At 69.6% G+C, this 24,484-nt stretch carries 24 protein-coding genes; 14 read left to right on the top strand and 10 right to left on the bottom strand.

The window, feature by feature from the left end; genetic code table 11:
- From ACZ6Z4_RS31390 to ACZ6Z4_RS31400, 3 genes are all read right to left on the bottom strand, one after another.
- Complete coding sequence (locus ACZ6Z4_RS31390) at positions 1 to 852, bottom strand: ABC transporter permease (protein WP_465572491.1); 852 nt, start codon at positions 850 to 852, stop codon at positions 1 to 3.
- Complete coding sequence (locus tag ACZ6Z4_RS31395; RefSeq protein WP_465572493.1) at positions 849 to 1,916, bottom strand: ABC transporter permease; 1,068 nt, start codon at positions 1,914 to 1,916, stop codon at positions 849 to 851. The genes ACZ6Z4_RS31390 and ACZ6Z4_RS31395 overlap by 4 nt, the downstream gene beginning before the upstream one ends.
- A gap of 70 nt (positions 1,917 to 1,986) precedes the next feature.
- Entirely contained in the window at positions 1,987 to 3,876 is a 1,890-nt protein-coding gene (locus ACZ6Z4_RS31400; RefSeq protein WP_465572496.1) for an ABC transporter substrate-binding protein, read from the bottom strand.
- A 294-nt stretch (positions 3,877 to 4,170) separates the two neighbouring features.
- Here ACZ6Z4_RS31400 and ACZ6Z4_RS31405 point away from each other — a divergent pair, with 294 nt between their 5' ends.
- Entirely contained in the window at positions 4,171 to 5,121 is a 951-nt protein-coding gene (locus tag ACZ6Z4_RS31405) for an FKBP-type peptidyl-prolyl cis-trans isomerase (RefSeq protein WP_465572499.1), read from the top strand.
- 44 nt (positions 5,122 to 5,165) lie between these two features.
- Here the strand turns inward: ACZ6Z4_RS31405 and ACZ6Z4_RS31410 are convergent, their stop codons facing one another.
- Together ACZ6Z4_RS31410 and ACZ6Z4_RS31415 are read right to left on the bottom strand one after the other, a co-directional pair.
- The gene (locus tag ACZ6Z4_RS31410) at positions 5,166 to 5,612 is read right to left on the bottom strand and encodes a hypothetical protein (protein WP_465572501.1); all 447 of its coding nucleotides are present in this window, start codon (positions 5,610 to 5,612) and stop codon (positions 5,166 to 5,168) included.
- A 31-nt stretch (positions 5,613 to 5,643) separates the two neighbouring features.
- Entirely contained in the window at positions 5,644 to 6,675 is a 1,032-nt protein-coding gene (locus tag ACZ6Z4_RS31415; protein WP_465572503.1) for a DUF3866 family protein, read from the bottom strand.
- A gap of 181 nt (positions 6,676 to 6,856) precedes the next feature.
- Here ACZ6Z4_RS31415 and ACZ6Z4_RS31420 point away from each other — a divergent pair, with 181 nt between their 5' ends.
- Both ACZ6Z4_RS31420 and ACZ6Z4_RS31425 read left to right on the top strand, forming a co-directional pair.
- Positions 6,857 to 7,816, top strand: a complete 960-nt coding sequence (locus ACZ6Z4_RS31420; RefSeq protein ID WP_465572508.1) for a helix-turn-helix transcriptional regulator — start codon at positions 6,857 to 6,859, stop codon at positions 7,814 to 7,816.
- A 76-nt stretch (positions 7,817 to 7,892) separates the two neighbouring features.
- Complete coding sequence (locus tag ACZ6Z4_RS31425; RefSeq protein ID WP_465572511.1) at positions 7,893 to 8,870, top strand: helix-turn-helix transcriptional regulator; 978 nt, start codon at positions 7,893 to 7,895, stop codon at positions 8,868 to 8,870.
- A 1-nt stretch (position 8,871) separates the two neighbouring features.
- On the opposite strand, the gene ACZ6Z4_RS31430 is transcribed toward ACZ6Z4_RS31425, so the two are convergent.
- The gene (locus ACZ6Z4_RS31430) at positions 8,872 to 9,243 is read right to left on the bottom strand and encodes a nuclear transport factor 2 family protein (RefSeq protein ID WP_465572514.1); all 372 of its coding nucleotides are present in this window, start codon (positions 9,241 to 9,243) and stop codon (positions 8,872 to 8,874) included.
- 636 nt (positions 9,244 to 9,879) lie between these two features.
- Complete coding sequence (locus ACZ6Z4_RS31435) at positions 9,880 to 10,968, bottom strand: winged helix DNA-binding domain-containing protein (RefSeq protein ID WP_465572517.1); 1,089 nt, start codon at positions 10,966 to 10,968, stop codon at positions 9,880 to 9,882.
- A gap of 218 nt (positions 10,969 to 11,186) precedes the next feature.
- Between ACZ6Z4_RS31435 and ACZ6Z4_RS31440 the strand changes: the two genes are divergently transcribed.
- The 6 genes from ACZ6Z4_RS31440 to ACZ6Z4_RS31465 all read left to right on the top strand — a co-directional run bounded on the left by ACZ6Z4_RS31440 (position 11,187) and on the right by ACZ6Z4_RS31465 (position 17,343).
- Complete coding sequence (locus tag ACZ6Z4_RS31440; protein WP_363664799.1) at positions 11,187 to 11,375, top strand: hypothetical protein; 189 nt, start codon at positions 11,187 to 11,189, stop codon at positions 11,373 to 11,375.
- Between the two features lie 72 nt (positions 11,376 to 11,447).
- A complete protein-coding gene (locus ACZ6Z4_RS31445; RefSeq protein WP_465572523.1) occupies positions 11,448 to 11,732 on the top strand; it encodes a twin-arginine translocase TatA/TatE family subunit in 285 nt (94 codons plus the stop codon).
- A 76-nt stretch (positions 11,733 to 11,808) separates the two neighbouring features.
- Positions 11,809 to 12,570, top strand: coding sequence for a twin-arginine translocase subunit TatC (tatC, locus tag ACZ6Z4_RS31450; RefSeq protein ID WP_465572526.1), 762 nt, complete (start codon positions 11,809 to 11,811; stop codon positions 12,568 to 12,570).
- Positions 12,570 to 13,442 carry a diacylglycerol/lipid kinase family protein gene (locus ACZ6Z4_RS31455; RefSeq protein ID WP_465572531.1) on the top strand — a complete coding sequence of 291 codons (873 nt, stop codon included), beginning with the start codon at positions 12,570 to 12,572 and terminating at the stop codon, positions 13,440 to 13,442. The genes tatC and ACZ6Z4_RS31455 overlap by 1 nt, the downstream gene beginning before the upstream one ends.
- A 107-nt stretch (positions 13,443 to 13,549) precedes the next feature.
- Entirely contained in the window at positions 13,550 to 14,416 is an 867-nt protein-coding gene (locus tag ACZ6Z4_RS31460) for a chitosanase (protein ID WP_465572534.1), read from the top strand.
- A gap of 74 nt (positions 14,417 to 14,490) precedes the next feature.
- Positions 14,491 to 17,343, top strand: coding sequence for a DEAD/DEAH box helicase (locus ACZ6Z4_RS31465; RefSeq protein ID WP_465572537.1), 2,853 nt, complete (start codon positions 14,491 to 14,493; stop codon positions 17,341 to 17,343).
- Here ACZ6Z4_RS31465 and ACZ6Z4_RS31470 read toward each other — a convergent pair.
- Both ACZ6Z4_RS31470 and ACZ6Z4_RS31475 read right to left on the bottom strand, forming a co-directional pair.
- The gene (locus ACZ6Z4_RS31470) at positions 17,340 to 18,626 is read right to left on the bottom strand and encodes a glycoside hydrolase domain-containing protein (protein ID WP_465572542.1); all 1,287 of its coding nucleotides are present in this window, start codon (positions 18,624 to 18,626) and stop codon (positions 17,340 to 17,342) included. The two genes, ACZ6Z4_RS31465 and ACZ6Z4_RS31470, sit on opposite strands and share 4 nt — an antisense overlap.
- 52 nt (positions 18,627 to 18,678) lie before the next feature.
- A complete protein-coding gene (locus ACZ6Z4_RS31475; protein ID WP_465572545.1) occupies positions 18,679 to 19,191 on the bottom strand; it encodes an SbtR family transcriptional regulator in 513 nt (170 codons plus the stop codon).
- An 86-nt stretch (positions 19,192 to 19,277) separates the two neighbouring features.
- Here ACZ6Z4_RS31475 and ACZ6Z4_RS31480 point away from each other — a divergent pair, with 86 nt between their 5' ends.
- The 4 genes from ACZ6Z4_RS31480 to ACZ6Z4_RS31495 are packed head-to-tail and all read left to right on the top strand — an operon-like array spanning position 19,278 to position 22,491.
- Positions 19,278 to 19,670, top strand: a complete 393-nt coding sequence (locus ACZ6Z4_RS31480; RefSeq protein ID WP_465572549.1) for a nuclear transport factor 2 family protein — start codon at positions 19,278 to 19,280, stop codon at positions 19,668 to 19,670.
- Between the two features lie 25 nt (positions 19,671 to 19,695).
- On the top strand, positions 19,696 to 20,169 hold the full coding sequence (locus ACZ6Z4_RS31485) for a GyrI-like domain-containing protein (protein ID WP_465572552.1): 474 nt from the start codon (positions 19,696 to 19,698) through the stop codon (positions 20,167 to 20,169).
- Positions 20,170 to 21,225, top strand: coding sequence for an ArsR/SmtB family transcription factor (locus tag ACZ6Z4_RS31490; RefSeq protein ID WP_465572555.1), 1,056 nt, complete (start codon positions 20,170 to 20,172; stop codon positions 21,223 to 21,225).
- 54 nt (positions 21,226 to 21,279) lie between these two features.
- Entirely contained in the window at positions 21,280 to 22,491 is a 1,212-nt protein-coding gene (locus ACZ6Z4_RS31495; RefSeq protein WP_465572558.1) for an MFS transporter, read from the top strand.
- Here the strand turns inward: ACZ6Z4_RS31495 and ACZ6Z4_RS31500 are convergent.
- On the bottom strand, positions 22,430 to 23,533 hold the full coding sequence (locus ACZ6Z4_RS31500; protein WP_465572561.1) for an FAD-dependent oxidoreductase: 1,104 nt from the start codon (positions 23,531 to 23,533) through the stop codon (positions 22,430 to 22,432). The genes ACZ6Z4_RS31495 and ACZ6Z4_RS31500 overlap by 62 nt on opposite strands.
- A gap of 51 nt (positions 23,534 to 23,584) precedes the next feature.
- Between ACZ6Z4_RS31500 and ACZ6Z4_RS31505 the strand changes: the two genes are divergently transcribed.
- A complete protein-coding gene (locus tag ACZ6Z4_RS31505) occupies positions 23,585 to 24,481 on the top strand; it encodes a LysR family transcriptional regulator (RefSeq protein ID WP_465572564.1) in 897 nt (298 codons plus the stop codon).
- Positions 24,482 to 24,484 lie beyond the last annotated feature (3 nt).

A 24,484-nucleotide genomic window follows, 5' to 3' on the forward strand; every position in this document is an offset into this window, starting at 1 on the left:
TCACTGGACACGCAGCCTCGGGTTGAACACGCTGTCGAGCGCGCGGGAGAAGAACACGAACGCGACCTGCAGGATGACGATCGCGGCCATCGGGGAGAACAGGTAGAACGCGCTGTCGGTGGTGTACAACGCTCCCTGGGCCATCGCCAGGTTGATCATGATCCCCCAGTTGTTGCCGCTGATCGGAGCGATGCCGAGCAGGAACAGGCCCACCGACGCGTAGATCGCGCCGGTGATCGCCAGCAGGAAGTGGATCGCGACGTACGGGCCGACGTTCGGGAGCAGTTGCCGCCCGACCATGTTGGTCAGCGAGACGCCTTGGAGCTTGGCGGCCTCGACGAACTCCCGGCTGCGCAGGCTCATCGCCTGCGACCGGATCGCCCGGGCCAGTCCTGCCCAGGCGGTGATCGACAGGATCAGGGCCAGTACGACGGGGTTGGTGGTGTTGATGACGCTGGCCAGGACGATGATCAGCGGCAGGCCGGGGATGGTCAGGAAGATGTCGGTGACCCGCATGATGACCGTGTCGGCCACACCGCCGACGTACCCGGTCAGCAGGCCGATCGCCACACCGACGAAGACCGTGACCACCGCGGACAGCACACCGACGATCATGATCGGCCGGGTGCCCACGATGATCTGGGACAGCACGCCCTGGCCGAGGGAGTCGGTGCCGAGCGGGTGCTGCCACGACGGCGCCAGGTAGGCCTGGTTCGCGTCCTGCTCGTTGCCCACCTGGACGAAGATCGGGCCGAAGATCGCCGCCAGGCAGTAGAGCAGGACGATCGCCCCGCCGATCAGGGCCCCCTTGTCGTGGCGCAGGATCCGCCACAGGTCGCTGAGGAACCTCATGCCATCGAACCTCCTGCCGGGAGCACTTCCTGGTCGGGGTCGGCGGGCTGGTCGGTGGCCCGGGCCCGCGCGGCCGGGTTGGCGATCCGCGGATCGACCAGCGGGTAGAGCAGGTCGACCAGCAGATTGGTGATGATCACCGACACGGTGATCAGGACGAAGCAGCCCATCATCAGCGAGTAGTCGCGCTGGCCGACCGACTGGATCATGTAGAACCCGATCCCCGGGTACTGGAAGTAGGTCTCGATGAACACCGAGCCGCCGAACATGAAGCCCACCGACAGGGCCAGCTGCGTCACCATCGGCAGCATCGAGTTCCGCCCGACGTACGACTGGGTGATCCGGCGGTCGCTGAGTCCGCGCGACTCGGCCGCGCGGACGTACTCGGCTCCGAGCACCGACACCGCGCTGCCCTTCATGCCGAGCGCCCAGCCGCCGAACGAGGTGATCACCGACGCGGCGATCGGCAGGACGGCGTGGTAGAGCACGCTGACGATGTACGGGCCGTTGAACCCTGGTGTGACGTCGACTCCGTAGGCGCCACCGGACGGGAACACCTGGTAAACGCTGGTCAGGACGTAGAGCAGTGCGATCGCCACCAGGTAGCTCGGTACGGCGCTGAGGAAGGAGACGACGAACGTCATCGCCTGGGAGAACCGGCTGTTCTGGAAGGCGGCCATCACCGCCCCGACCGCGATGCCGATCAGGAAGCTGATGATCAGCGAGACCGCCACCACCATGATCGTCCAGGGCAGCGCCTCGGCGATCACCGCGACCACGGTGGTGCCCGGGTTGGTGATCGGGCGGCCGAGATCGCCGCGGACCGCGCCCCAGACGTACCGCACGTACTGCTCCCAGACCGGAGCGTCCGGGGTCACGCTGTAGACGGCGCTGATCCGTTGCTGGATCTCGACCTCGCTCAGGCCGCCCTGCATCCGGAGCTGCGCCTCCAGCGCCGCCATCGGGTTGCCGGGCATCAGCCGGACCATGAAGAACGACAGCGAGATGACGATGTAGATGATCAGCAACGACATCGCCAGTCGTTTCAGGACGTAGGAAACCATCAGCGCCTTCCGGGGTCGGGCCGGGACCGGACGGCACCCGGGTGCGGGTGCCGTCCGGGGAGTCCAGGACTTACTTGGGCGTGATGAAGCCCTGCTGCATCGCCAGCGAGAGGCCGCCGTTCATGTCGGCGCTGATGATGTCCCAGAGCTCACTGGACTTGTTGTCGCCCAGGGGCGGCCAGTTCGTGAACTCCTTGGTGGAGAACGGGAACTGGTAGACCTTGGTCGCGTACCAGATGTAGGGCACCTCGTCGTTGATCAGCTGCGCCCAGTTCCAGACCTGCTTGTTCATCTCCTCGCCCGGTTCGACGCTGCGGACCTGCTGGTCGATGGTGCTGACCACGTCGACCTCGCCGAGACCGGGAACGTTCTTCTTCGGGCCGAAACCGATCCCGCGCTTGCCGGCGTAGTTGCCCTGGCGGGTGAAGTTGTAGCCCGGGCCGAGCAGGAAGTTGTACATCGCGATCGGGTTGCTGCCGCCGACGAACGCCATCCCGGCCTGGAAGTCGCCGTTGTGCTGGTCGGCGTCCTGCTGGGCCCCCGAGGTCGCGTTCACGTCGGACTTGATCCCGAACGCGGTCAGGGCCTTGGCCGCGGAGTTGAACGACGTGACGATGTCGGTGGTCTCGGCGTTGACGGTGAACCTCATCGTGAACGGCTTACCGTCCGGCTTGATCCACTGGTCGCCCTTCTTGGTGAAGCCCTCGCCCTGCAGCAGTGCGGTGGCCTTGGCCAGGTCGACCGGGTACTTGTTCAGCTTCGCGACCTGGTCCGGCTTGAGGTAGAGCTCCTCGAGCGTCGGCGAGATGCCGGTGTTGACTTCCTTCCAGGTACCGCCGGCCGCGTCGTCGGTGCCGTACGCCGCCTCGCTGATCTGCTGCCGTGGGATCACGTACGCCAGCGCCTGGCGAACCGCCTTGGAGTCGAGCGGCTTCTGGTTGCTGTTGAAGATGATCGCGAACCCGAACCCGAGCGGAAGCGCGGTGTTGGACTCGGGGGTCGTCTTCCAGCGGTTCAGGATCGGCGGCGGCATGTACACGTTGGACAGGTGCACGTTGCCGCTGAACAGCTGCGGGTAGACGGTCTGGGTCGAGCCGTTCAGGTACCGGATGCCGGCGAACTTGATCTTGCTCGAGTCCCAGAAGTCCTTCCACTTGACCAGCTTGGCTTCCTTGGTGGTGATGTTCTCCAGCTGGAAGGGCCCGTTGCCGATCAGCTTGTCGACCTTCATCGCGGCCAGGTCCTTGAACGCGTCGCCCATCCGCTTGGACTCGGGCAGCTTCGCGGCCTGCTCCGGGCTCTTCTGCAGCGTACGGAAGTACGTGAGCACGTCCTGCTTCAGCGCGTCGGTGACGAGCTTGCCGTACACGCTGGACGGGTACGGGCGGATCGAGTTCAGGATGTCCAGTTTCGCCAGCGACTCGGGCTGGCCCTGCTTGAGGGTGAAGGCGACCGTCTTCTCGTCGACGATCGCCACGTCGGTGATGTCGTTCCAGAACCCGTCGCCGCGCAGGCCGTTCAGGATCGCGGTGTCGTGCAGGTCCTTGCTGGTCAGCGGCGTACCGTCCTGCCACTTCGCGTCGTCGCGCAGGTGGACGTTGAGCTTGCCGCCCTCGACCGTCCACTTGTCGGCCAGCTGCGGCACGAACTCGGTCAGGCTCGGCGACTTCACCAGCGCCAGCCGCATCGAGATGAAGTCGTTCTGGATGCCGAGCTGGTTCACGTTGTACGGGTTGTAGGACCACGTCGTACCCCAGCTGCAGCAGGGGAAGAACGTGAGGAACTTGCTGGAGTCACCGGCGGCGGTCCCCGTGCGACCGGAGTTCCCGCCGGAGTTCCCGGCCGGGCCTCCACCCGCCGTACCCGCGGTACAGGCCGCCACCAGCGCGACCACCACGCAGGCCGAGACCAGGGCTAGCAGGCGCCTTCTGGCGCGACTGATCACTCGCGACAACTTCATCGTCGATCCTCTCGACCGGGGCGGACGTGGGTCCTGATCTTGTCTAGGTAAAGCGAATTAGTAAAGAGGATGGGGAAAGTAACTTGTTTGCGAAACGGCCACATTCGTTCGCGCGACGGCCATCCCGATCGCGGATCGCGACGTCCGGACCGTGACGGTCGACGCTGCGTGACGTGACCGAACGGTGACGCAGGCGGCTGATCCGCGGCTTGGGCGTGCCCGCTAGGGTGGGCGCGTTCATGGCCGTCCAGCAGGCGCGGGGTCCGCGCCGGGATTTTTCGAGGTGCTTCGTTCGTGCGCAAGCTGTTGAGTGTCGTCGCGGTGATCGCGCTGGGGTCGTCCCTGGCCGCCTGCGGCTCGGAATCCGGCGGGAGCAAGGACTTCGGGGCCGGCGGGGTCAAGGTCGAGTCGGAGTTCGGGAAGAAGCCGACCGTCACGCACCGCGAGGGCGAGCCGGACAAGACCCTGGTCACCGAGGTCCTCAAGGAGGGCGACGGCCCCGAGGTCAAGAAGGGTGAGCTGCTCACCGCGAACTACCTCGGCCAGATCTGGCGCGACGGCAAGGTCTTCGACAACTCCTACGACCGCGGCGCGCCGTCGTCGTTCCCGATCGGTGTCGGCGGCGTCATCGCCGGCTGGGACGAGGGCCTGGTCGGCAAGAAGCTCGGCAGCCGCGTGATGCTGTCGATCCCGTCCGACAAGGGTTACAAGGAGCAGGGCAACGAGCAGGCCGGCATCAAGGGCGACGACACCCTGATCTTCGTCGTCGACCTGGTCTCCGCGGCCGCCAACGACACCAAGCTCGAGGCCGACCCGGTCGCCGCCCCGGCGACCAAGTTCAAGGTCACCGGTGAGCTGAACGCCGAGCCGAAGGTGACCGTCCCGGCCGGTTCGAAGCCGCCGGCCAAGCCCGGCAAGCCGGTCGTGATCGCCACCGGCAAGGGCAAGCCGGTCGACAAGTCGAGCACGGTCGTCTCGCGCTACGTGATCTTCGACTACACCGGCAAGAAGCAGGCCAGCACCTGGGACGGCCAGCAGGGCCAGGCCGGCGCGCCGGCCGAGCTGCAAGTCGGCCCCGGCCCGACCGGCCAGGCGGGTGCGCTCGACGGCCTGGCCGGGATCCCGGTCGGCAGCCGCGTGCTGGTCGAGCTGCCGCCGTCCAAGGACGACAAGGGCAAGACCGTGAACGCGTTCGCGGTGATCGACCTGCTGAACAACTTCCCGGCGGGCAAGCAGCAGCAGTAGCGACTTCTTCGAAGGGCCGGCTCCGAGACGGAGCCGGCCCTTCGTCATGCCCGGCGGAACCAGCGGCTGGTCTCCGGCTGCCAGCTGAGCGCCAGGGCGGTGATCAGGGCGACCAAGTGGACAGTCCTGAGGGCGGCGTCGGTGACGAAGCCCGCGGTGAAGGAGAGGTCGGTCAGGTGGTGGTCGGCGAGCCAACTGATCGGGCCGATCAGCAGACTGGCCATCCCAGCGGTGCCGAGCAGACCGGTCAGCAGCAGCCGCGACCAGCGGACACCGTGGCGGAAGTAGCGGTCGATCACCAGGAACAGGCCGCCGTACAGAATTGCGCGCAAGGCGACCTGGGCGATCAGCGCCAGCGCGGGGGCGCCGTCGTGGATGGCGCCGGCCAGGCCGACGACGGACTCGGCGATGCCCGCGCCGACGGCGAGCAGCCACGCGCCGGTGGCCGCGCGGGCGGTCAGCGGCGGGACAGGGAGGCGTGTGGTTTCCATACTCCGAGCCTGCGCCCGGCCGCGGCGAAGATCAGGAGTACTGGGACCCCGGCGCCGGTGGTGGTACGTCCACCAGCCGCGCCGCGTGCCGCCCCGACGCGGCCGCCGCCTCGAAGTACGCGCGGTCGCCGTCCAGGTCGCGGCCCATCGTCGACAGCTGGACCGGCGCCGCCTGCAGGGCGTCGTACAGGCCCTCGACACCGACCCGTACGACGCGGTGCCGCGCCTTCAGCGGCTCGGCGGCGTCGCGGACGGCGTCGCCGAAGTCGCCCTCGAGATCCGGGACGACGACGTCGGCCGGCTGCAGCGCCACCCGCCCGTACGCCGTGAGGCTGTGGTGCGAGATGCCGCGGTGCCGCGGCCGCGGGTCGGCCTCGGAGATCCGCAGCGACGCGACCGCGCGTCCACCGAGCGTGCCGACCGCGTTGACCGCCTCGCCGGACTGGACGCCGGAGAAGCCCCAGCGAGTGCCGGTGCCGAGGTTGCCGGGGCCCTGGGTGATGACGATCAGCTCGGCGGCGAGCACGTGGACCGCGGTGAGCAGGCCGGTGTGCACGGTGACGGCCTCGCGGTCGCCGCCGTACGCCTGGCCGACGGTCACCGTCCCGGCGAGCCAGCCGCTGTCGCGCAGCGACGCGACCGTGCGCGAGAACGCGAGCGGGAGCGCGCCGCCGTCGGTCATCACGTAGACGACGCGGGTGGTCGGGCGCATCTCGTAGACGCCGGCCAGGACGGCGGGCAGCGCGGAGTGCAGGTCGGCGACGACGACCGGCGTACCGAAGAGGTCGTCGGCGTCACGCAGTACGGCGTGGTCGGGGGAGTCCTGCTCGTCGGCGCCCAGCACCATCGCCTGGAGCGGCGTGTAGCGGGCCTTGACCAGGTGGCCGTTCTCGGGCGGATCGGCGGGGAGGCGGTCGGGGATGGCGACGACGAGGGCGTAGCCACCGGTGCCGAGGCCGCGGTCGAGGGCGCCGACGTTGAGCAGCACGCGGTCGCCTGGCTCCGGCTGACCGACCAAGTCGGGGTAGGCGAGGGCCTTCACGTTCTGCTCACCGACCGTCACCCGAAGCTCTTGAGCGCCGGACCATGCTCGGCCCAGCTCAGCCACCGTTCCTTCACGCCACCGGATCACGCGCCGACTTTAGCGGGGTAAAGAAAGTTGACCGCGGTAAACCCTCGACGATTAGAACACCTGTTCGGCGCGCAGTACGTGATTCGGACCCGCGACCCCGTAAGGTGGTCGGGTGTCGGCGCGGAAGAGTGAGCGGCTGCTCAACCTGGTGATCTGCCTGCTGGTCGCGCGCACGTACGTGACCAAGGAGCGGATCCGCGAGGTGGTCGAGGGCTACGCCGGGCAGACCGACGACGCCTTCGAGAAGATGTTCGAGCGCGACAAGGACGAGCTGCGCGACCTCGGCATCCCGATCGAGATGGGCACCATCGACAAGTTCTTCTCCGACGACGTCGGCTACCGGATCCGCCGGGACGTCTTCGAGCTGCCCGAGGTGCACCTGGAGCCCGACGAGGCCGCGGTGCTCGGCGTCGCGGCGCGGGTCTGGCAGCACGCCAGCCTCGCCGAGGCGACCACGTCGGCGGTGCTGAAGCTGAAGGCCGCGGGGATCCAGACCGACCAGTCCGCGCTCAGCGCGATCGAGCCGCACGTCGGTGCGTCCGAGCCGGCCTTCGACCCGCTGTGGTCCGCGGTCGTCAGCCGTACGGCGGTCCGCTTCGAGCACCGGCGCTCCGGCGCCTCCGAGGCGACCCTGCGCACGCTGGAACCGTGGGGGATCGTGTCGTGGCACGGCCGCTGGTACGTCGTGGGCCGCGACCGGGACCGCGAGGCGACCCGGATGTTCCGGATGTCGCGGATCGGCGGCAACGTGAAGACCGTCGGGCCGGCGGGCGCGTTCACCGTGCCCGAGGGGACCGACCTGCGCTCGCTCGTCGCCGAGCTGGCGCCGCCCCGGCCGACGTCCGAGGCGAAGGTCCGGGCGCGGACCGGCTCCTGCGTCAGCCTCCGTCGCCGCGCGAACGCGATCGAGCCGTACGAGGAGGGCTGGGACCTGCTGCACGTCCCGTACGCCGACTCCGGGGTGCTGGCCGAGGAGATCGCGTCGTACGGGCCGGATGCGGTGGTCGAGGGTCCGGGGGACGTGCTGGACGGAGTGCTGCGTCGTTTGCGGACGGTGGCGGGGGTTTCATGAGCGAGCGGACAGCGTTGGTGACCAGGGCTCGCGGTGCGGCCGGGCGAGCGGCGGCCGGCGCGGAGCGAGGCCGCGGATGAGCAACGCACGTGACCAGGTGCAGCGGCTGCTGGCGCTCGTGCCGTACCTGCGCGAGCACGACGGCGCACGGGTGGACGACGTCGCGGCCGACTTCGGCGTACGGCCGAAGCAGATCATCGCGGACCTCAAGGTGCTCTGGTTCTGCGGGCTGCCCGGCGCGCAGATGGGCGACCTGATCGAGATCGACATCGACGCCGCCGAGGGCGAAGGCGTCATCCACCTGAACAACGCCGACTACCTGGCCCGCCCGCTGCGCCTCGCCGCCGACGAAGCGCTCGCCCTGCTGACCGCGCTCCGGACGCTCCGCGAGGTGACCGCCGGCGCCGACCGCGACGCCGTCGACCGCGCGATCGCCAAACTCGAAACAGCCGCCGGCGCCGGCGCCGCGGCCGTCGAGGGCGCCGCCGCGCACGTCCACGTCGAGCCGGCCGCGCCTGAGATCGCCGACACCGTCAACCGCGGCCTGGCCGGCAAGCGCCGCCTCCACCTCACGTACGACGTACCGTCCCGCGACGAAACCACCGAACGCGACGTCGACCCGATGCGCCTGGTCGTCTCCGAGGGCCGCACGTACCTGGAAGCCTGGTGCCGCCTCGCCGAAGACGTCCGCCTCTTCCGCCTCGACCGCATCGCCGCCGTCAAGCTCCTCGACCTCCCCAGCGAGCCCCCACCGGAGGCGACACCGCGCGACCTCTCCAACGGCATGTTCCAGCCGTCGGAGTGCGACTTGCTCGCGACGGTCTCGCTGGCGCCGCCGGCGCGTTGGGTGGCTGAGTACTACCCCACGGAGTCGGTGAAGGAGGGCCCGCAGGGTTCGCTGATCATCCAGCTTCGCGTCGCCGACACCTCATGGCTCCAGCGCTTGGTCCTCCGCCTTGGGGGCTCGGCGACTGTGCTGGAGCCCGCCGACTTGGGGGCGCAGATCGCCAACACCGCCCGAGAGGCGCTGTCGGCGTACGACGACCAGCTCTGACCTACTCCAGCGCGGTTGTCTGGCCTGCCACGTACAGCCATTGGCCTTCTCGGAGCAGGTAGGTCTGGGTTGAGCGGAAGACCGCCTCGAAGGGGTCGCCCTGCCAGGTGCCGGTGTCGTGGACGAGGCAGGTGACGACCGCCGTGTCGCCGTGGGCGCGGATGGCTAGCTCGTCGGTTGTCTGCTGGTCGAAGCGCAGCGGGCCGTGCGCGATGAAGTCCAGGTAGGCCTGTTTGGTGAGCAGGGCGCCTTGGGAGTTCACGTAGGTGAAGTCGTCGGCGAACAGTTCGGCCAGCGTGGCGATGTCGCGCGTGCGGAGAGCCTCAGCTCGGCGGGTGATGGCTTCGGTCAGTGCCGTTTCGACGGACGACATGGCTGGAAAGTACCACCGGGGATCAGGCGGCAGGTGCCCAAGCTCGCGACGGAGAGCACCTGGCCGGGTGAAAGACCAGCCATCGGTCCATGCGGCTGAAGCACACCTCGCTCTGTTTCCGGCCGGTGCGGCCTCAGCCCGAGGCGACCGTGTCGGCCGCATCGGCACCTCGGTCACCACAGATCTGTTTGTTGATGGTTGTGGCTGAGCTTGCGGGCATGCGGCCGGTGAGGTCGGCTTGGGCTGAGGTCGCGGCGGCCGGAGGGAAGGCGGGGTGTCGGAGTGTGGTGGAGCGCGGGTGGTGGAGTGCGAGTGGGTGGAGCACCGGGTGGTGGAGTGCGAGTGGGTGGAGCACCGGGTGGTGGAGTGCGAGTGGGTGGAGCACCGGGTGGTGGAGCGCGACTGCTGGAGCACCGAGCGGTGGAGCGTGAGCGGTGGGCGGGGCGGTGGCCCGGGTGGTGGAGCACCGAGCGGTGGACACCGAGCGGTGGGCGGGGCGGTGGCTCGGGGGTGCGTGGTGGGCGGGGCGTTCGCCTCGGGCGTGGGTGCAGTGTGGGCGGGGCGTTGGCTCGGCCTGGGTGGTTGGTGCGGTGTAGGTGGGGCGTTGGCTCGGGGGGAGGAGGGTGGCCCCGGCGGTCAGCCCTGGCTGAGGATTCTTTCCAGGGGTGTGCGGAAGCGGGGAGTGATGCGGACGCCCGCGAGCCAGGTGGTCCAGGCGGCGGCTTGGGCTTCGATGGCTAGGGCGGTTTCCTGGCCGACGTCTTCCAGGAGTTGGTAGCGGACTTCGCCGGACTCCGGTTGGCCCCAGGCGCCGACGATGCGGCCGTTGGACCAGATTGTCGGGCCGATGTTGCCGGTGGTGTCGAAGAGGCGGGTTTTGTGGTCGCCGAGGTACCAGTGGCGGTCTTTCCAGCCCATGGGGGTGGGGTCCAGGCCGGGGAGGAAGGCGACCCAGGGCTCGACCGGGACCTCGGGGGACTCGTCGCCGGGGAGGACGTAGCCGACCGTGCCGTCCAGGTCGACTTCTACTGCTTCTACGGCGAGCAGTGCCTTGCGGGACTGGCCGAGGGTCCAGCCGGTCCACCACTGGAGGTCGGGGAGGGTGGCTGGGCCGAAGGAGTTCAGGTACGCGCGGGCTAGCGTCGTACGGGCCTCATCGGCTGACAGGTCGCTGGCTAGACCACCGGGGAGCCAGGCCTCCACCGGTGACCACTGGTGCTGGCTGCTCAACCAGGTGCCCAGCGGGCGGCCTCGGACGATGCGGCCTTCGGCTGCGAGCTGGAACAGCACGCGGCTCGTCACGTACGGCTGGGCCGCGTACGACTTGCCAGGGGCCATCGCCAGCCGGCTGCGCAGCCGGGGCTCGTCCTGGGCGAGGTCCTGCGCTGTCGCTGAGCCGCGCAGGCTCAGCGCGGTCGCCGTGGACTCCTCCACGGTCCGCAGCCACTGCCCAGCCGCCTCGGCCTCACCCGCGATCCCCGCCTCGACCAGGTGCTTCACGAGCAAGCGGCGCTGCTTCACCGCGATCTCGTCACTCGCAGCAGCCTGTACGACGGGCGCGAACGCCGTCGGTACGACGAAGACCGTACGCCGCATCCCGAGCATCCGGATCAGCGTGCGGTCGTCGTACAGGGCACGCTCGGTCAGTACGACGTCACCGTCCGGCATCCGGGCAGCGACCGAGAGGTGCACCGTCGCCGGGTCCGTCGCGTGCAGAACGACCACCGAAATCGCCGCCTGAACCGGGTCCGTCGCCTGACAGGAAGTCGCCAGCCGGTGCCGGCGTCCCAGCCTGGTTCGCCGCTCCTCGATCCCGATCCGCAGCACTCTGCCCCCTCGATCCCTCGCCGGACACCAATTCTTACCATCACGTTCCGACACCGTTGCCCGTGACGAACACCCATCCGCGTGGGCAGCGGCCCCGAACCGGATAAGGTCGGAACATGTACTGGTTCCTGCTCTTTCTCGCGGTCGTGGCGGTGTGGCTCCTGGTCCTCGCCCTGCTCGCGAAGAAGCTGTGGGGCCAGACCAAGGCGCTGACGCGTGAGTTGGGCGCCGCCCAGTCGAAGCTCGAAGCCGCCCAGAGGCCAGGTCCGGACCGGACCGGCGGGTCTGTGCGGTCGCGGGCGTAGTATCGGCGACGTCTCACCGTTGAGCCATCAGTCAGTCGTGAAAGGGAGATCCTCATGCCCCCGCTTCTCGGTATGCCCCAGGGCGCAGAGTGGCTCGTCATTCTCGCGATCGTCGTGCTGCTGTTCGGGTCGGCCAAGCTGCCGGCCCTGGTGAAGCAGCTCGGCAAGTCGAAGAAGATCTGGGAAGAAGAGGTCGGCCCTGGCAAGAAGAAGGACGCCGAGCTGACCGAGACCGCCCCGCCGCCGGCCCAGCCGGTGCAGCCGCCGGTGCAGCAGGCGCAGCCGGCCCCGCAGCAGAACCAGGCGAACGGTCAGGCCCCGGGCGACGGCATGCCGCCGACGCACACCGCCAACTGATTCCCGCGCACCACCTGTGACGATGGTGAGGTTCGGACGGCGGAAGGAAGAACGTCCGAAGGACGAAGAGGGTCGGATGACCCTGCGCGAGCACATCGCCGAGCTGCGCAACCGCCTGCTCATCTCGGTGCTCGCGATCGTGGTGCTGACGGTCGTCGGGTACGTCTTCTACGACCAGGCGCTGGACTTCCTGGTCAAGCCGTTCAACAACGGTGTGCGCCAGCTGCTCGCGGACAACAACGGCGGCAAGCGGCCCGAGCTCACGTTCAACAACGTGACCTCGCCGTTCACCTTCCAGATCAAGATCTCGCTGGTCTTCGGCCTGATCCTGGCTGCGCCGATCTGGCTGTACGAGCTGTGGGCGTTCATCGCCCCCGGCCTGCACCGCTCGGAGCGGCGCTGGGCGTTCCTGTTCGCGGGGATCGCGACGCCGCTGTTCGTGGCCGGCCTCGCGGTGGCGTACTGGACGCTGCCGAAGGGCATCGAGATCCTGATCGGCTTCACGCCGGACTTCGCGCAGAACCTGATCACCCTGCCGGAGTACCTGGACTTCGTCCTGCGCACGATGTTGGTCTTCGGGATCGCGTTCCTGCTGCCGCTGGTCGTGGTGCTGCTGAACATCGTCGGTGTGGTGCCGGCCAAGGCGCTGGCCAAGTTCCGGCCGTACATCATCCTGGCGATCTTCATCTTCGGCGCGGTGGCGACGCCGTCGGGTGACCCGTTCTCGCTGATGTTCCTGGCGGTGCCGATGTGTGCGCTGTTCTTCGGCGCCGAGATCATCGCCCGGATCCTCGACAAGCGGAAGGCCCGCAAGGCCGAAGCACTGCTGGCCGACTGATGGGCCGCAAGATCGCGCTGGTGGTGAACCCCACCAGCGGCCGCGGCCTGGGTGCCCGGGTCGCTCCGGTGGTCCGGCGGCGGCTCGAGCAGGGTGGGCTGAGCGTCGACCTGTACGAGACCACGTGCGCGGAGGACGTCGGCCGGATCTCGGCCGAGGTGATCGCCTCCGGCGCGGACGGCGTCGCTCTGGTCGGCGGCGACGGCACGCTGCACCTCGGCGCGCAGGTGCTGGCCAAGTCGGGGATGCCGTTCGGCGTCATCCCCGCCGGGACGGGCAACGACTTCGCCCGCGGGCTCGGCGTACCGCTGAAGGATCCTGAGGCGGCCGCCGACCTGATCGTCGCGGGCAGGACCCGGACGGTCGACCTCGGGGTCGCGGCGGGGGAGTTCATCACCACGGTCGTGGCCGGCGGCTTCGACTCGCTGGTGAACAAGCGCGCCAACGCGATGACGTGGCCGAAGGGCAACGCCCGCTACACCGTCGCGACGCTGGCCGAACTGCGTACGTTCACCCCGCTCTCCTACGTTGTCACCGTGGACGGCGAGCGGATCGAGACCGACGCGATGCTGGTCGCGGTCGGCACCGGTCCGACGTACGGCGGTGGGCTGCAGATCTGCGCCGGGGCGGAGATCGACGACGGCCTGCTCGACCTCACGATCATCAAGCCGGTGTCCCGGCTGACCTTGCTGCAGCTGTTCCCAAAGCTGTCCAAGGGCACCCACGTCGGGCATCCGGCGGTGCACGCGCTGCGCGGCCGCGAGGTCCGGCTGGAGTCGCCGACGGTCACCGCGTACGGCGACGGCGAGCTGCTCGGCCCGCTGCCGCTGGACATCACGATCGCCCCGGGCGCGCTCACCGTCTACGCCTGAATCCATCGGTCACGAAAAGAATTCGCTCGATCTCTGTTCGTCACGATCCAGATCTGATAGGAAAGCTTCCTAACAGATACCTCTCGACGCCCCTCAGAGGAGAGATCGTGCTCAACCGCCCCAGCACCACTCGCCGGTTCGCCGCCGTCCTGCTCGGCCTCGCCGTCGCAGCCGCCCCGGCGACCGCCTTCGCCTCGCCGTTCCAGCCCCTGCAGCAGCACCAGGCCGGCACGCAGTACCAGGACCAGGTCCAGGCTCCGGCCGCCGTCGGGCTCGACGACCCGGCGAAGAAGGAGATCGCGATGAAGATCGTGTCCAGCGCGGAGAACTCCTCGCTGGACTGGAAGGCGCAGTACAAGTACATCGAGGACATCGACGACGGCCGCGGCTACACGGCCGGCATCATCGGGTTCTGCTCCGGCACCGGCGACATGCTCGACCTGGTCGAGCTGTACCAGCAGCGCAAGCCGGGCAACGTGCTGGCCAAGTACCTTCCGGCGCTGCGCGAGGTCGACGGCACCGACTCGCACGACGGGCTCGACCCGAACTACACCCGGGACTGGAAGACCGCCGCCAACGACTCGGTCTTCAAGGCCGCGCAGGACAGCGAGCGGGACCGGGTCTACTTCAACCCGGCCGTCAACCAGGGCAAGTCCGACCAGGTCGGCGTGCTCGGTCAGTTCATGTACTACGACGCCATCGTGATGCACGGCGACGGTGGCGACTCGACCAGCTTCCGCAACATCCGCAAGCGCGCCCTGACCAAGGCCAAGCCGCCGGCCCAGGGTGGCAACGAGACCACCTGGCTGAACGCCTTCCTGGACGCCCGGGTCTGGGCGATGAAGCAGGAGGAGGCGCACAGCGACACCAGCCGGGTCGACACCGCCCAGCGGGTCTTCCTGCGCAACGGCAACCTCAACCTGAACACCCCGCTGGACTGGAAGGTGTACGGCGACAGCTTCCACATCAGCTAGTTGTGATCATGTGAAGCCCCCGTGCCGTGCGGCACGGGGGCTTCACTCTTTCCCTCTTTAGTAGCCTGTGCCCTATGAGCACTCCGTCCGAGAAGTACGCCCTTTTCCGCTCGGACCAGGAGCACCCGGCCGTGAAGGAGTTCCGGTCGCTCTACGACTTCCAGCTGGACGAGTTCCAGCTCCGGGCCTGCGCCGCGCTCGAGGACGGCCACCAGGTGCTGGTCGCGGCGCCGACCGGGTCCGGCAAGACGCTGGTCGGCGAGTTCGCGGTGCACCTGGCGCTGCAGCGCGGCCAGAAGTGCTTCTACACCACCCCGATCAAGGCGCTGTCCAACCAGAAGTACTCCGACCTCGTGCACCGCTACGGCGCCGACAACGTCGGGCTGCTGACCGGGGACAACTCGATCAACTCCGAGGCCCCGATCGTGGTGATGACGACCGAGGTGCTGCGCAACATGCTGTACGCCGGGTCGCAAACCCTGCTCGGCCTGTCGTACGTCGTGATGGACGAGGTGCACTACCTGGCCGACCGGTCCCGCGGCGCGGTCTGGGAGGAAGTGATCATCCACCTGCCGGACTCGGTCGCGGTGGTCTCGCTGTCGGCGACGGTCAGCAACGCCGAGGAGTTCGGCGACTGGCTGGAGACCGTCCGCGGCAACACCGTCGTGGTGCTGGAGGAGAAGCGGCCGGTGCCGCTGTTCCAGCACGTGATGGTCGGCAAGCGGCTGCACGACCTGTTCGCCGGCGAGACCCCCACCGCCGGTACGGCGCAGGCGCAGTTCGGCCCGTCGGCCGGTCGCGCGAGCCGCTCGGGGAACCCGGCCAAGGCGGCCAAGCCGGGTGCGCCCGACCTGCGCGACCTGGTCAACCCACAGCTGGTCCGGATCGCCCGGGACGACAACCGGATCTTCCGCGACGACTCACGCAAGCCGCGGCGCCGCCGGGACCTGCCGAAGAACCGGCCGGCCCGCTCGCACTTCACCCCGTTCCGGTCCGACGTGGTCGAGGAGCTGGACGCCGGCGCGCTGCTGCCGGCGATCTACTTCATCTTCTCCCGCAAGGGCTGCGAGGACGCGATGCTGCAGTGCCTGCGGTCCGGGCTGCGGCTGACCAAGCCGAGCGAGCGCGACGAGATCAAGCGGGTGCTGGCCGAGCGGACCGTCGACCTGCCCGACGAGGACCTCGGCGTGCTCGGGTACCACGACTTCGCCGAGGCGCTCAGCCGTGGCATCGCGGCGCACCACGCGGGCATGCTGGCGGCGTTCAAGGAGGTCGTCGAGGAGCTGTTCGCGCGCGGCCTGATCAAGGTCGTCTTCGCCACCGAGACGCTTGCCCTGGGCATCAACATGCCGGCCCGCACGGTGGTGCTGGAGAAGCTCAGCAAGTGGAACGGCGAGGCGCACGTCGACATCACCCCGGGCGAGTACACCCAGCTGACCGGCCGGGCCGGGCGGCGCGGGATCGACGTCGAGGGGCACGCGGTGGTGCTCTGGCAGCCCGGGTTCGACCCGCGCGAGGTGGCCGGTCTGGCGTCGACGCGGACCTACCCGCTGCGGTCGTCGTTCTCCCCGTCGTACAACATGGCGGTGAACCTGGTCCGCCAGGTCGGGCGGTCGCGCGCCCGGGACATGCTGGAGCTGTCGTTCGCGCAGTTCCAGTCCGACCAGGCCGTGGTCGGGCTGGCCCGGCAGGTGCAGCGCAACACCGAGGCCCTGGAGGGCTACAAGGAGTCGATCGACTGCCACCTCGGCGACTTCCTCGAGTACGCCGACCTGCGCCGCCGGATCGGTGAGCGCGAGTCGTCGGGCTCGAAGCGGCGCAAGCTGGACCGCCGGGTCGAGGCCCAGGAGTCGATCGAGAAGCTCCGGATGGGCGACATCATCCGGATCCCGGCCGGCCGCAGCGCGGGCTGGGCGCTGGTGATCGACCCGGGGATGCGTTCGGAGCGGGAAGGGCCGCGGCCGACCGTGCTGACGCTGGACCGTCAGGTCCGCAAGCTGTCGATGGTCGACTTCCCGACGCCGGTGGAGTCGATCGGCGTGCTCCGGATCCCGAAGAAGTTCAACGCGCGCAACCCGCAGCAGCGCCGCGAGCTCGCCCAGGTGCTGCGGAACCGGACCGACATGCACGGCGACGAAGGCCCGCCGTCGTACCGGAGCCGGGCCGGCGACGTGATCACGCACGCCGACGACCCGGTGCTGCAGGAGATGCGGGCGCAGCTGCGCGCGCACCCCTGCCACGGCTGCTCCGACCGCGAGGACCACGCCCGCTGGGCCGAGCGCTACTACCGGCTCGACCGGGAGAACCGCGAGGTGCAGCGCAAGATCGAGCAGCGGACGAACACGATCGCCCGCCAGTTCGACCGGGTCTGCCAGGTGCTCGACGCCCTGCACTACCTGGACGGCGACAAGACCACCGAGGCCGGTGACCGGCTGTCGCGGATCTACGCCGAGCTCGACCTGGTCGCGGCCGAGTGCCTGCGCCAGGGCGTGTTCGACGACCTGGACGTGCCGCAGCTGGCGTCGGCGCTGGCCGCGCTGGTCTACGAGTCGCGCTCGAAGGACGAGCCGACCTCACCGCGGCTGCCGCGCGGTGAGGTGCGGGACGCGCTGGAGAAGATGGGCGCGATCTGGCGCGACCTGTCCGCGCTGGAGCGGGACATGAAGGTCGACTTCCTGCGCTCGATGGATCTCGGCTTCTGCTGGGCGGCGTACCGGTGGGCCTCGGGAGCGTCGCTGGCCGAGGTGCTGTACGAGTCGGACCTGGCGGCGGGCGACTTCGTGCGCTGGGTGAAGCAGCTGATCGACCTGACCGAGCAGGTCGCCGACGCGGCCGGCCCGACACCGCTGCGCGCGACGGCGCGTGCGGTGACCGATCAGATCCGTCGCGGCGTCATCTCTTACGCGTCTGTCGTCGACGAGCCCTAACAGCGCCTGATGGCCGCGCTGCCGGCGGTGGCTACGTAGTAGTTGGTGACGTAGCTGCCGTCGGTGAGGCGGTCCCAGAGGTTCGTCGTACCGACGGTGCTGCCGGGGCGTTGGCAGGTGACCCAGGCGAGCGAGCCGCTGGGGAGCGTGCCGACCACGCCGTACGACGTACCGGGGCCGCTGCGGCGGCTGAGTGAGGTGGTGGTCTGGTAGGCCACGGAGCAGCCGGGGATCGGGGACGAGTACGTCGTGTTGGACGGGGTGCTGACGTAGTAGTCGGTGACGTAGGCGCCTGAGGTCAGCTTGTTCCAGACCGTCGTGGTGCCGACCTTGGTGCCGTAGGTCTGGCAGGCGACGCGGACGGTCGCGCCGGCGGCGTACGTGGCGACGACCGGGTGACTGGTGGTCGGGCCGCTGCGGGCGCTCAGCGTGGTGGTGGTCGTGTAGTTGAAGCCGACGGAAGCGACGGGTGCGTGGAAGCGGTCGGCGTCGATGTTGAGGGTGACGCCGCCCCAGGTCTCGTTGTGGTCGCCCCAGTACTGCTTGGCGCGCTGGCCTGTCGCCCAGTAGCTGTTATCGATCAAAGGCCAGTCTGTGAGTGCCGTCCTCATGTCCCACCGGGCGATCCACAACGCATCCGGTCTCGCATAGGCGCTGTTGTTGTAGACCTCCGCCAGATGCCGCGCCCCGCTGTCCTGGTGTGCGTACACCGCCGACAGGTACCCGTGCCGGTGCAGCTCTTTCGTCCACGCCGACAGGTAGCTCAGTACGGCGGCCCGGCAGCTCGCGTTGCCCAGGTCGTAGTGCTCCATGTCGCCGTAGATCGCGCTCCCACCGATCAGCCCGAGCGCCCGCGCCTTCGTCACCGCGTCCGCCGCCGAGCCTCTCGCCTGCGTGGCAGCCGTTGCTGTCGACGACGACATCTTCAACGCGTTGGTCCGGTGCGTGCAGGTCGCCTGCCAGCCCAGGTAGATCGGGATCAGCCGCCAGCCCTGCCTGGTCACCGTGCTCACCCAGCCGGCCGTCAGCTGCGGCTGCGCACAGCTCCGGTTGCCGCCGCCGATGTAGATCCCCACCGCCTGGTACGGCGAGGAGGCCTTCCATGCCGCCATCTGCGCAACGGTCGGCGCCGTACAGGTGTCGAACGCCCACCCGTTCACCCGCGTCGCCGTCGCCCCCGCCGGGTAGGCCACCCCCGTAGCCGGCTCAGCTCCCGCCGTACCGGCCGTCCCCACCACCAGCGCCCCCGCCACCACCAACACCTTGAGCCGCCACACTGTCATCCCCTCCCACCAGCAGTACACGCCCGAAAATCGCGGGCGGCAATGGGGGATTTCAGCGCAGGCCGGTGAGCACGATGTTCAGCGTCCTGCGCCGCAGATCCGGCGTCCAGGAGGCCTGCTGGGTCGCCTGTGCGAGGGCGGTCAGCAACGCCATCACCTCGTCGATCCGTACGTCGCGCCGCACGTCGCCGGTCTTCTTGGCGGCGGTGAGCAGCCGGGCCGTGGACTCGCGGAGACCACCGAGCGCTTCGCCGACGTCCAGCCCGCGCGGCGCCAGTGCTTCGACGACGGTCCGCGTTGCCGCCGCCTCGTCGACCACCGCCGCGAAGAAGTCCGCCAGCGTCGTTCCGTCGGCCAGCGCGGTGAGCCGTTCCAGTGACTCCTTCATGATCGCGACCAGCAACGCGTCCTTGGTCGGGAAGTGCCGGAACACCGTCCCGACCGCGACGCCGGCCTCCCGCGCGACCTGCTCGGTCGTCGCCCGGGGACCGTGCTCGGCGAAGACCCCGGCCGCGGCGGTGAGGATCGCCGTCCGGTTCCGCTGCGCGTCCGCTCTGAGCTCCACGGTCCTCCTGAGGCTGGAAACCTGAGTGCCAACTCACTATAGTCCTGAGGAAACCTGAGTGGTGACTCACTTTCGAGGAGGCCGTGATGCTGGAACAGGTGCTGGACCGGATGGGTGAGGCCTGGACGAGCGACCCGGCGGGGATGGACGAGCTGCTGGCCGACGACGTGGTGATCGAGGTGCCGTTCGCGGCCGGTGGAGCGCGGCGGTGGGTGGGCAAGGCCGAGTGGCTGGCGTTCGCGACGCCCAGCCGGGCGCAGTTGCCGGTGCGGTTCGACGCGTTCGTGAAGCACGCGGTGCACCTGACCGCCGACCCGGAGGTGGCGGTGGTCGAGTACGAGCTCGGCGGGGTGGTGACCACGACCGGGCAGCGGGCGAGTGCGCGGTTCGTCGGCGTCCTGCGGGTGCGGGAGGGGCGGATCGTGCAGTGGCGGGAGTACCAGGACACCGCGGCGATCCAGCGGGTCCTGGCGTCCTGAGCGGCTGCCGGGCAGGATGTCAGGCATGCCGGAGATCGTGGAGCGGGACGAGCAGCCGTACGTCGCCATCAGGGCGAAGGTGCAGATGAACGAGATCGCGACGTTCGCGCGCCGCGGCGGGGAGGTGTTCGGCTGGCTGGCCGCGCGGGGGATCACGCCGGTGGACGCGCTGTTCTTCAAGTACGACGTGGTCGACATGGAGAACGGGCTGGTGATGGAGATCGGGATCCCGGTCGAGGAGCGGCACACCGGGGAGGGGGAGATCATCACCGGGGTGCTTCCGGCTGGGCGGTACGTCAGTCACACCCATCACGGGCACCCGGACGGGCTGTACCAGGCGACCGGTGACCTGCTGGCCTGGGCGGAGAAGGAGGGGCTCGAGTGGGACGCCGACGGCGACCACTGGGGTGCCCGGCTCGAGGTCTACAAGTCGGACCCGATCGAGGTACCGGACATGGACCAGTGGGAGACCGAGCTGCTGTTCCGGCTGCGGGGTTAAGTGCCGACGGTTCTCGCCGGCCTCACCAAGCTGGACCCGGAGCGGATCCGGCACGTCGCCTCACCACTGATCGAGCTGGGCTGCGCACTGCACGTGCTGGCCGAGCCGCGGCACCACGACAAGACCGACTGGGCCGCCGGCATCGAGCTGAGCAAGCCGCTGCGCAAGGAGTTGGCTGCCTGGAGCTGGACGGTCCGGGCTGTCCGCGCCCGCTTCTTCGCCACCAGCTCCGCTACTGGTGTGCCGACCTGGCAGGACGAGCTGGACGCACTCCGAGCCCGTACGCCGGAAGACCTCGCCGCTGAGCTGGTCCGCCCGCTCCGGGGCCGCCCGCTCAGCTCCCGCACGACAGACACCGAAGCCGTACGCCGCTGGGCGCGCAGCCGCGGCCGGGAGGTCGAGGTGCTGGTGGAGTCGTTGCTGACGGCTCCGGCCGAGCCGGTGCAGCGCTTCCTGGCTCTGCTCGACTCCTGCTGGCATGAGTGGTTCGGTGAGCTGTGGAGCGAGTCACGCGACCAGCTGGCAGCCCGTGGCCGGCAGGACCGGGACCTGGCCGCCCGGGACGGGGTGGAGACGATGCTGCGGTCGCTGGACGGTTCGGTGCACCCGCGGGACCCGGACAGCGTGGTGGTCCAGAAGGTGCAGAACAAGCGCATCGACCTGTCCACCCGGTCGCTGCTGCTCGTACCGAGCAACTACATCGCGCCGCACGTCTTCCTCGGTGAGGTGCCGGGGGAGCCGCTGACCGTCATCTACCCGGCGGGGGCCAAGCGGACCGGCGTACCAGCGGCACAGGTGGTCAGGGCTCGGCTGGAAGCACTGGCAGCGCCCGACAGGCTGCAGATCTGCCGTGCGGTCGCCAGCGAGCCCAGGACGGCCGGAGAGATCGCAGCGCTCTGGGGACTCAACTCCACACAGGTCACTCGGCACCTGCGCGTGCTGACCCGTGCCGGCGTGGTGACGGCCGAGCGGCAGGGTAGGTTCGTCGCGTACCGGCTGGACGAACAGGTGATGCGTGCCCTCGGCACAGATCTGCTGGACCTCGTCATGCGTTGACGGATCCCGTCAATCCACCAGCTGCCCGGCCGCCGGAGCTGTTGGCTGGCTGCTATGACTGCTTCCCTTCCGCCTGAGGTCCGCCGGCTGGTGGTCGCCACACTGGTCAACACGTTCGGCAACGGCGTGTACGCCGCTGTCGGCGCGCTCTACCTGACCCGCGCCGCCGGTCTGTCCGTCCACGAGGTCGGCCTCGGCCTGACCGTCGCCGGACTGGTCGGCCTGATCGCCAGTACGCCGCTCGGCGTCGTCGCCGACCGCCTCGGCCCGAACCGCGCGTACGTCGGCTTCCTGCTGCTGCAGGCCGTCACGATGACCGCGCTCACGCAGGTCCGGTCGTTCGCGCTCTTCGTCGCGGTGGTCGGCGTGACCGCGATCGCCGACTCCGGGCAGCGCGGCGCGAAGGGCGCGCTGATCGCCGGGCTGGTGCCGTCCGACCAGCGGGTGCGGACGCGGGCGCTGCTGCGGGTCACCACCAACATCGGCATGGGCGTGGGGATGGCGCTGGCCGGCATCGTGCTGGCGGTGGACCAGCGCGAGGTGTACGTGATCGCGCTGCTCGCCAACGCTGCGACGTACATGGTGACTGCTGGGCTGGTGCAGTGGGGGATGACGCGGGTCGCTCCGGTTCCGTCGGCTGCTGGGCCGTCGGGGATGACGGCGCTGAAGGACCGGCCGTTCCTGGCGTTCGTGGCGCTCGACGGGCTGTTGAGCATGCACAACGCGATGGCGCAGGTGGCCATCCCGCTCTGGGTGGCGACGGCGACGGACGCGCCGACCTGGTTGATCTCGGTGCTGCTGGTGGTCAACGCGGCGTCGGTGATCCTGCTGCAGCTCCGGGTCGCGCGGGGGACCGAGCACCTGGCTGGTGCGGCGCGGGCTGGTCGACGGGCTGGGCTTCTGCTCGCGCTGGCGTGTGGGGTGCTGGCTGTCACTGACGTCACCTCTGGTGCGGTGACGATCGTGCTGCTGGTCGCGGCTGCGCTGGTGCACGTGCTGGGGGAGATGCTGCAGTCCGCCGGTGGCTGGGGGATCAGCTTCGAGCTGGCGCCGCCGGGTGGGCAGGGGCAGTACCAGGGGGCCTACGCGATGGGGACGCAGCTCGGGGACCTGATCGCGCCGGCTGTGCTCACGGTGGTGGCCGTGAGCTGGGGCTGGCCAGGATGGTTGCTTACGGCCACGATCTTCCTGGTTGCGGGCAGTTTCATTCCGGTGGCGGTCCGGCGGCACCAGCAGTGGCAACCCCAAGTACCTGTTCCTGCTTAGGGTGCAGCAGGTCTCTCAGCTCGCGGGCAGCTGCGAAGCCGGCGCGGTTGCCGCCGATCGTGCTGGCGGACGGGCCGTAGCCGACCAGGTGAATCCGCGGGTCGAGCACGGTGTGCGTGCCGTCCATCCGGATCCCGCCGGACGGTTCGCGCAGGTGCAGCGGCGCCAGGTGCGCGAGGTCGGCGCGAAAGCCGGTCGCCCACAGGATCGCGTCGGCCTTCTCCTCGCGGCCGTCCGCCCACACGACGCCGTCAGGCGTCACCCGCGCGAAGATCGGCAGCCGCGTGTAGACCCCACGGTCAGCGGCGGCCTGCTCCTGCCGCCGTAGCTGCAGGCCGGTCACGCTGACCACGCTCTTCGGCGGCAGCCCGGCGCGCACCCGCTCCTCGACCTTCGCGATGATCTTGCGGCCCAGCTCCGGGCCGAACTCCTCGTCGGTCCGCCAGACCGGCTCGCGGCGTGTCACCCAGGTCGTCGTGGCGACCTCGGAGATCTCGGCGAGCAGCTGTACGGCGGAGGCGCCGCCGCCCACCACCAGCACGTGCTTCCCGGCGAACTCCTCGGCGCCGCTGTAGTCAGCGGTGTGCAGCTGCCGGCCCCGGAACGTCTCGATGCCGGGATACCAGGGGATGAACGGCCGGTTCCAGGTCCCGGTCGCGTTCACGATCGCGTCGGCCGTGTAGATGTCGCCGTCGGTGGTGAGCTCGAAGCGGCCGTCCTGCGCCTTCACGCTCTCGACTGCGACGGGCCGTACGACCGGCAGCGCGAAGCGCCGCTCGTAGTCGGCGTAGTACCTCGGCACGAACACGTTCGCGCGCTCCGCGCCGATCGCCGGCGGTACGTCGGCGCCGGGCAGGTTCGCGATGCCGTGCACGTCGTCCATGGTCAGCGAGTTCCAGCGGTGCTGCCAGGCGCCGCCGGGGGCGTCGTTGCGGTCGAGCACCAGCACCTCGTCGTACGGCGTGAAGCCCAGCCGGACCAGGTGGTACGCCGCCGACAGCCCGGCCTGGCCGGCCCCGATCACCACGACTTGGGTATCCACAGTCTGTGCAACGCCCGGTCCGGGGCGAGTCTTCCCGGATAACCTCACTGCATGGATCTCACGACGGCGTACGGCTACCGGCTGGACTGGGTGGTCAGCTTCGTCGCGGTCGCCCGGAACGGTGGGTTCTCGGCGGCCGCGAAGGCGGTGTTCCGCGGCCAGTCGCGGATCAGCGAGCACGTCGCCGAGCTCGAGAAGGCGCTCGGCGTGCAGCTGTTCGACCGGTCGGCGCACCCGGTCGCGCTGACCCCGGAGGGCCGCGCGCTGCTGCCCGCGGCGGAGGAGATCCTGCACCGCCTGGGTGAGCTGGCGACCGTGCAGGGCCAGGTCCGCTTCGGGACGTACCCGAGCGCGGCCGCGTGGCTGTTCCCGCAAGTTGCCGTACGAATCAGAGACGTTCGGCTGTTGCTGGTCGAAGGCCCGAGCATCGAGCTGGAACGCGCGCTCGTCCAAGGCGAGATCGACCTCGCGATCCGTCCGGTGCATCCGCTGGTCGCATCAGAGTCGCTGGAGCACCGGGTGCTCTGGCGAGAGCCGCTGGTCGCGGTGTTCGCGGCGAATCACCCGCTGGCCGCCCAGCCATCGGTCGGTCTCGCGGACCTGGCCGCGCTGCCGCTGATCTCGATCGGCGAAGCCTCGGGCGGGCGCCAGTTCGAGTCGCACCTCGCGTTCGCGTCGGCCGGCCTGAGCCCGGCGAGCGTCTACCGCACCAATCAGCCCCAGACGCTGCTGTCGCTGGTCCGGCACGGCCTCGGGACCGGCGTCACCAACGCCCTCGCGGTGACCACCGCGAACCTGGACGGCGTCCGCCTGGTCCCGATCCACGACGCGGGCGTCGAGCGCCAGGTCGCGCTCTTCCTGCACCGCGACCGCCCGAGGACTCCCGCGCTCACCGCGGTGATCGATACGGTCACCGCGATAGAGCCACCCATGTCCAGCGGGAGGTAGGCA

This window comes from Kribbella sp. NPDC104740, assembly GCF_055583505.1.